The following is a 7,531-nucleotide window of genomic DNA, read 5'->3' on the forward strand; positions in this document are numbered from 1 at the left end:
CGGCGGGTGCGGGCGCAGCGCCGCGGCCGTGGGTGAGCGGGGCACACCGAGGACGACCGCGGCCACCCGCTCGGGCAGCCGCCGGGGCGCGGCGGGCAGCAGGGTGCGGTGCTCGGTGCTCTCCGCGCCGGACCCGACCAGCAGCCCGGTCGCGACCGCGTCGATCCGCGCGGCCCCGGCCATCCGGACGGCGATCGGCTCGACGAGCTCGACGCCGGCCAGCCGCCGCTCCTCCAGACAGATCGAGCGGGTGGTCAGCACACCCCGGCGCACCCGCAGCGTGCCGCCCGGCTCGCGGTCGAGCCGGAAACCCGACCAGGTCTCGGCGTAGAGCAGGAACGCCACCAGCACGCCCGCGACGAGCACGCCCGCCAGCAGCGCCACGATCCGCAGCCACACCGGCACCGCGGCCAGCAGCACCCCGAGCGGGCGGTCCACCAGCGCCAGCACCAGCGTGAGGGCGGCGATGCCGAGCAGCGGCGTGGCCACGCTCAGCACGCCGTACCGCAGCCAGCGCGGGTCCAGCTCGGCGATCCGGCCGTCGGCGGGCCCGGCCTGCGGGCCGCCGGCCGAGCGCATCCGGTCCAGCAGCACCGTCCGCAGCCGGTCCGCCTCCATCCGCTCGACGGGGTGCAGCCGCAGCGTCGCCTCGCCCGCCCCGCGCTGCTGGCCGGTGCCGATCCGCAGCGAGACCAGGCCGAACGTCCGCAGCACCGGCCCGGCGGTGATGTCCACCGCGCGGACGCGCTCCAGCGCCATGCTGCGGGAACGCCGCACGAGCATGCCCGTCCGTAGCTCCACGCGCTCCGGCGTGACCCGGTAGCGCGAGCCGCGCCAGCGCAGGTAGGTCGCCAGCGTGGCGGCCGCGACCAGCGCGGCGGCCACGGCGCCGGTCCACACCGCCGCGGGCCCGGTCCACTCGGGTTCGCGGGCCGCCACGCCCAGCACGACGGTGCCGCCCACCAGGGCGGTCGTGACCGTGGCCAGCACGGCGGCGACGGGAACACCGCGACCGTCGAGGCCCGCCCAGCCCTCCTCCTCGGGCAGGAGCGGGAGATCGGCGGAGCCGCCCTCCCGTGGAGCGGGACACAGCTCGGAGGCGGGAACGCCGGGCCTCACGGCCCTCCCCCTCGTCGCCCCATTGCAAGCTCCCCCCGGCGCGTGCTCCCTGTCCGGACCCCACCATGGCGCACCCGCGGCCCGTGGGCGAGGGGCGGGGGTGGGTGACGGCCCGTTCACCCTGGTGAAGGGTTTCCGCGGTTCCGCCCCGCGGGACCCGGCCGGCGGGCATGCTCCCCCGCGTGACCGCCCCGACCCGACATGCGGAAGCCGTGCGCGCCAGGCGTTCCGAGCTCACCGGTGCCCACGCCGCGCTCGGCGGCGGGCACCGCGCCCGGCTGCGCGCGGAGCTGGCCGTCGTGCGGCTTCACGCGGAGACCGGACTCGCTGCGGTGCACCGTGATCTCCGCGCGGACTGCGCTCCCTGGCTGGTGGGGCGGCATCGCCGTCGGCTGCCGGCGGTGCTGGGTCCGACCGCCGCCCGGGTGGGGTCGGAATGGTTGGCGCACAGCGAGTCCCGGGCACTCGCGGTGATCGCCCGGGTGCACGGGCGGGCCCTGCCGGAGCAGATCGTGTGCACCCGATCACCCTCCGCGAGCCTGCCGGAGGGATCGGGTCCGAACGACGTAGCCGCTCCGTCGGGTGGTCTTGCGGTGGCGCTCCGTGGTGCGGACGCGCTGCGCCTGGCGCTCCTCCCCGCCGCCGGCGTCCCGGCGCTCGGGCTCACCGCGGCCGCCGCCCGGCCGCTGCTGCCGCTCGCGGTGGGGCTGGCGCTCGCGCTGATGCTCGGCGTCGCCTACCGGCGCCGCGAGCTGGCCGAGCGGGAGCGCTGGTCGGCCTGGGTGGAGGCGGTGCTCCGCCACGCCGGCGCCGCCGCGCGCACGGCGCTGACGGCCCGGCTGCTCGTGCTGGAGCAGGAGGCGGGCGAGCGGCTGGACGGGCTGGTCGCGGCGCGGCGGGCGGAGGTCGCGCGGGAGCTGCGCGCGCTGGCGGAGGTGGAGCGTGGCTGAGCCGGAATGGGTACCGGGAGATCCGGACGGGCCGGTGGTCCGGGTGGGCATCGGCCCTGCCGACCTGGACACGGACGGCGACGGGGTGGCGGACACGGTCGCCGTGGCCGAGGGGCCGGATCTCCTGCTGCACACCGACCTCGACGGCGACGGGCTGGCCGACCGGGTGCTGCGGCTGGGCCCGGCGTCGTTCGATCGGGGTACCGACGACGCTGTGGCCGGCCCGGGGACAGGGGTCGTCTGGTGGGCGCCCTGGACCTGGTTCTCGGCCTGAGGACCTCCGGGACGTTAGGTTGGGCCGGTGTTCGCCGACCCCTACGCCCCGGACCCCGTGGAGGCGGTCGATCCCGCGTTCCGCGCCCTGCCGCTCGCGGCCCTCGCCGGGGCCGCGCTGAGCCGGGCGATGCTGCTCGGCGCCCAGCACGCGGACCTGCGCGTGGGACGCACCGTCTCGCAGCGGATCACGCTGCGGGACGGCGCGGTCACCGGCGTCTCGGACTCCGCGGTGACCGGGCTGTCGGTCCGGGTGCTGGTCGACGGCGTGTGGGGTTTCGCCTCGCAGGTGGAGATGAGCGTCCAGGCGGCGTCGGCCGCGGCGGAGCGGGCCGTCGAGGTGGCGCGGACCCTCGCGCCGGTCGCCCGGGAGCGCGTCGAGCGGGCGGACGAGCCGGTGTACCCGTCCGAGGTGTGGGTGTCCGCCTTCGAGATCGACCCGTTCACCGTGCCCACCCGGGACAAGGTCGAGCTGCTCACGGACTGGTCGCAGCGGCTGCTGGCGGCCGACGGTGTGGACCACGTCGAGGCGCACGTGACGCAGGTCCGCGAGTGCGTCTTCTACTCCGACCTCGCCGGCACCACCACGATGCAGCAGCGCATCCGGATCGACCCCGAGCTCACCGCCACCACCGTCGACGCGGCGGCGGGCGCGTTCGAGTCCATGCGCACCCTCGCCCCGCCCGCCGGGCGCGGCTGGGAGTACCTCACCGGGCAGGTGCGGACAGGGCAGGCGCACGACTGGGACGCGGAGCTCGCCGAGCTGCCGAAGCTGTTGGCGGAGAAGACGAAGGCGCCCTCGGTCGAGCCCGGCGCCTACGACCTGGTGATCGACCCGACCAACCTGTGGCTCACCATCCACGAGTCCGTCGGCCACGCCACCGAGTACGACCGTGCCATCGGCTACGAGGCCGCCTACGCCGGCGGCTCCTTCGCCACGCCGGACAAGCTCGGCACGCTGCGCTACGGCTCCGAGCTGATGCACGTCACCGGCGACCGGACGGTCCCGCACGGCCTCGCCACCGTCGGTTTCGACGACGACGGCGTGGCCACCCAGGAATGGGACCTGGTGCGGGCGGGGACGCTGGTCGGCTACCAGCTCGACCGGACCTTCGCCCCGCGGCTGGGCCTCGAGCGCTCCAACGGCTGCGCCTACGCGGACTCGCCGCACAGCATCCCGTTGCAGCGCATGGCGAACGTGTCGCTGCAGCCGGACCCGGTGCGGGACACCAGCACCGAGGAGCTGATCGGGCAGGTGGAGCGCGGGATCTACGTCGTCGGGGACCGGTCGTGGTCGATCGACATGCAGCGCTACAACTTCCAGTTCACCGGGCAGCGCTTCCACCGCATCGAGAACGGGAGGCTCGCCGGCCAGCTCCGCGACGTCGCCTACCAGGCCACCACCACGGACTTCTGGGGCGCGCTCGCCGGGATCGGCGGGCCGTCGACCTGGCGGCTCGGTGGGGCGATGAACTGCGGTAAGGCCCAGCCGGGGCAGATCGCCCCGGTGAGCCACGGGTGCCCGAGTGCACTGTTCCGCGGGATCTCGGTCCTCAACACAGCGGAGGAGGGCGCGTGAACCCCCAGGAGATCGTCGAGCGGACCCTCTCCGCCGCAACGGGCCTGGCGGGCTGCGCGGTGATCGTCTCGGAGACCAGCGAGGCGGTGCTGCGCTGGGCCAACTCCACGATGACCACCAACGGGCACACCACCTCGTCCCGAGTCACGGTCGTCGCCGTCGTCGACCTGCCGGACGGGGTCGCGGCCGGCACGGTCAGCCTCGGCGAGGCCGTCACGGATCCGCCGGTGCTCGCGGACCTGGTCGCCGCCGCCGAACGCAGCGCGCGCGACGCCGGCCCGTCGAAGGACGCCTCGCCGCTACCGGAGGCCGGGGAGGCGGACCCGGGGTGGGCCGAGCCCGGCGCCGCCACCTCGATCGCGGTGTACTCCGACCTCGCCACCGGGCTGGCCGAGGTGCTCGCGGGACCGTTGCGCCACTTCGGGTTCGCCAGCCACTCGCTCACCACGACCTGGCTGGGCACGTCCACCGGCGTCCGGCACCGGTGGGTGCAGCCCACCGGATCCGTCGAGCTCAACGTGAAGGACGCGGCGTCCTCGGCCTGGACCGGCACCGCCACCACGGACTTCACGGACGTCGACGTGGTCGCCCTCGCCGCCGAGGCGGAGGCCCGGTTGGCCTGGGGCGCACGGAAGGTGACCCTCGACCCCGGCCGCTACGAGACCGTCATGCCGCCCTCGGCGGTGGCGGACATGCTCGTCTACGCGTCGTGGTCGATGGAGGGCCGCGCGGCGCAGGAGGGCCGCAGCGCGTTCAGCGGCAAGGTCGGCGAGCGGCTCACCGACCTGCCGCTCACGCTCTACTCCGATCCGGCCGAGCCGGGGTGCGAGTACGAGCCGGTGGTGATCGCCGGCGGCGGTACGTCGGTGTTCGACAACGGCGCCCCCACCCGTCGGGTCGACTGGGTGCGCGAGGGCGCGATGCACGAGCTGCAGTACACCCGCGCGGAGGCGGCCGAGTTCGGCACCACCTTCACCCCGGCCGGGGACAACCTGGTGCTGACGGGCGGGTCGGCGGCGTCCACACAGGACCTGGTGGCGCGCACCGGACGCGGCCTGTTGCTGACGTGCCTGTGGTACATCCGCGAGGTCGATCCCGCGACGCTGCTGCTCACCGGGCTGACCCGGGACGGCGTCTACCTCGTCGAGGACGGCGAGGTGGTCGCGGAGGTCGACCACAACTTCCGCTTCAACTACTCGCCGCTGGACATGCTGCGCCGCACCACTGAGGTGGGCGCGACCGCGCCGGCGCTGCCGCGGGAGTGGAAGGACTGGTTCACCCGGTCCCGGATGCCCGCGATGCGGATCCCGGACTTCAGGATGAGCTCGGTGAGCCTGGGGAAGTGATCAGGCCGCGCAGCCGCGCCACCAGGTCGTCCACGCCGACGTCCCCGGTCAGCGGCGCGCCGGTGAGGGTGCGCAGGTAGAGGCCGTCGCCCACGAGCTGGACCAGCCAGGCGAGCACCGGATCGTCGATCTCGGAGCGCAGGGCGGCGAGGCCGTTCGCGTCGACCGCGGCGAGGGACTCGCGGGCCGCCTCACCGTTGGTGCTGCCGTCGGCGATCCGCAGGGTCGCGAGGTAGGTGCGGGTGAGCCCGACCGGTGAGCTCGCGCCGGGCACCGAGGTGAGCAGGTAGTAGGCGGCGGCTCCGCGCCCGTCCTCACGCATGAGGGCGATGTCCGCGGCGCTGCGCTCCCGCAGCCGCCCGAGCAGGCCCTCGACCAGGGCCTCCTTCGACCCGAAGTGGTAGAGCAGCCCGCCCTTGGACACCTCGGCCGAGGCGGCCACGGCGTCGAGGGTCGCGCCCGCCGGACCCTGCTCGATCAGCAGGGTCTCGTAGGCGTCCAGGACCCGGTCGCGCGCGCCCTGCGGCTGTCTCGGCACGCGCGCAGCCTACGAGAGCCCCTCGGTGGGTGCTGCGTGGCACGAGGCCTGAGCTGCGGTGAGAGGACTCACCCTCGTCCTCCGGGGCTGTCTACTGTACCGTCTGGACGGTAAACAAAAGTACCGTCTGGACGGTACAGCGACGACCCCGAGGCATTCCCGTGACCACCCTCCTCCCCGCCCCTTCCCGCGCCCTGCCGGAGCGCGCCGGCCTGCGCGCCTGGCTCGCCCTCGCGGTCCTCTTCCTGCCGACGCTGCTCGTGGCGATCGACAACACGGTGCTCGGTTTCGCCCTGCCCGCGATCAGCCGCGCGCTGCGCCCGGAGGCGACGACGCTGCTCTGGATCGTCGACGCCTACCCGCTGGTCCTGGCCGGGCTGTTGATCACCATGGGCACGCTCGGGGACCGGATCGGCCGGCGTCGGCTGCTGATGATCGGCGTCGTCGGGTTCGGCCTGGTGTCGGCCGCCGCCGCTTTCGCGACGGACGGGGCCCACCTCGTCGCCGCCCGTGCGGCCCTGGGGTTCTTCGGCGCCATGCTCATGCCCGCGGTGCTCGCGATCCTGCGCGGGCTGTTCGCCGACCGCACCCAGCGCCGCCTCGCCCTCGCGATCTGGGCGACGGCGTTCGCCGCGGGTGCGGCGCTCGGCCCGGTGGTCGGGGGCCTGCTGTTGCAGCATTTCTGGTGGGGCTCGGTGTTCCTGCTCAACGTGCCGGTGATGGTGCTGCTGCTCGTCGCCGTCCCATTGCTGGTGCCGGAGTCGCGGATGGCGGCGCCCGGGCGGCTCGACCTGCTCGGCGTCGCGCTGTCGCTGGCCGCGGCGGTGCCCGGCGTGCTCGCGATCAAGCTCCTCGGCGAGCACGGGGTCTCCCTCGCCTCGACGGGCTCGGCGGTCGTCGCCGTGGTCGCCGGGGTGCTGTTCGTCCGCCGCTGCCGGTCGCTCGTCCGGGCGGGCCGTGAGCCGCTGATCGATCTCCGGCTCTTCGCCCGGCCGGTGCTGCGGTTGTCGGTGCTGGCCAACGCGTCGACCATGTTCGCGTTCACCGGCCTGCTGTTCTTCTCGGCGCAGTACCTGCAGCTCGTGCTCGGGCGCTCGCCGATGCAGGCGGGGCTGGTGCTGGTGCCGGGCATGATCGCGACGGTCGTCGCGGGACTCGGGGCGGCCCGGCTCGCCCGGCGTTTCCCGGTCCGGGTGCTGGTGCCGGTGGGGCTCGGCCTCGCCGCGGCCGGGTACGTGCTGTGCACGCAGCTCGGGGTCGGCTCCGCGGACACGCTTCTGCTCGTCGCAACGGTGCTGATCGGCGCCGGCATCGGCCTCTCCGAGACGGTGACGAACGACGCGATCCTCGCCGCCGCCCCCGCCGACCGGGCCGGCGCCGCCTCCGCGGTGTCCGAGACGGCCTACGAGCTGGGCGCGGTGCTGGGCACGGCGATCCTGGGCAGCGTCCTGGGCGGGGTTTACCGCGCGACCGTGGACGGGGCCGTCGCCCCGGCCGGTTCCGCGCCGGCGGAGACCCTCGGCGGCGCGGTCGACACCGCCGCCGCCCTCCCGCCGGAGTCCGCGGTCCCCCTCCTGACCTCGGCCCGCGAAGCCTTCACGCTCGGCGTCGACATCACCGCCGCCGTCGGCGCCGTCACCCTGATCCTGGTCGCCCTCACCGTGATCCGCGGCCTCCGCCCCGCCCGAACCTGATCCACCCCCACCGACCCCAACCCGCGAGTCGG

The 7,531-nt window shown here is 75.1% G+C and carries 7 protein-coding genes; 5 read left to right on the top strand and 2 right to left on the bottom strand.

The window, feature by feature from the left end:
• Positions 1-1,119 (bottom strand): PH domain-containing protein (locus ABD324_RS35225; RefSeq protein ID WP_344427600.1); only part of this gene is annotated, 1,119 nt, incomplete at its 3' end.
• 182 nt (positions 1,120-1,301) lie between these two features.
• Between ABD324_RS35225 and ABD324_RS35230 the strand changes: the two genes are divergently transcribed.
• The 4 genes from ABD324_RS35230 to ABD324_RS35245 are packed head-to-tail and all read left to right on the top strand — an operon-like array spanning position 1,302 to position 5,267.
• Positions 1,302-2,069, top strand: coding sequence for a hypothetical protein (locus ABD324_RS35230; protein WP_344427603.1), 768 nt, complete (start codon positions 1,302-1,304; stop codon positions 2,067-2,069).
• Positions 2,062-2,343: a hypothetical protein gene (locus ABD324_RS35235; protein WP_344427606.1), complete on the top strand. Its 282-nt coding sequence runs from the start codon at positions 2,062-2,064 to the stop codon at positions 2,341-2,343. Before ABD324_RS35230 ends, ABD324_RS35235 begins: the two co-directional genes overlap by 8 nt.
• Before the next feature lie 27 nt (positions 2,344-2,370).
• Entirely contained in the window at positions 2,371-3,921 is a 1,551-nt protein-coding gene (locus ABD324_RS35240; RefSeq protein ID WP_344427608.1) for a TldD/PmbA family protein, read from the top strand.
• Positions 3,918-5,267: a metallopeptidase TldD-related protein gene (locus ABD324_RS35245; protein WP_344427610.1), complete on the top strand. Its 1,350-nt coding sequence runs from the start codon at positions 3,918-3,920 to the stop codon at positions 5,265-5,267. The genes ABD324_RS35240 and ABD324_RS35245 overlap by 4 nt, the downstream gene beginning before the upstream one ends.
• Here ABD324_RS35245 and ABD324_RS35250 read toward each other — a convergent pair.
• Entirely contained in the window at positions 5,236-5,805 is a 570-nt protein-coding gene (locus ABD324_RS35250; protein ID WP_344427612.1) for a TetR/AcrR family transcriptional regulator, read from the bottom strand. The two genes, ABD324_RS35245 and ABD324_RS35250, sit on opposite strands and share 32 nt — an antisense overlap.
• Positions 5,806-5,966: 161 nt before the next feature.
• Here ABD324_RS35250 and ABD324_RS35255 point away from each other — a divergent pair, with 161 nt between their 5' ends.
• A complete protein-coding gene (locus ABD324_RS35255; protein ID WP_344427615.1) occupies positions 5,967-7,499 on the top strand; it encodes an MFS transporter in 1,533 nt (510 codons plus the stop codon).
• Positions 7,500-7,531 lie beyond the last annotated feature (32 nt).

The sequence above is a fragment of the Pseudonocardia ailaonensis genome (genome assembly GCF_039531635.1).
GTDB lineage: Bacteria > Actinomycetota > Actinomycetes > Mycobacteriales > Pseudonocardiaceae > Pseudonocardia > Pseudonocardia ailaonensis.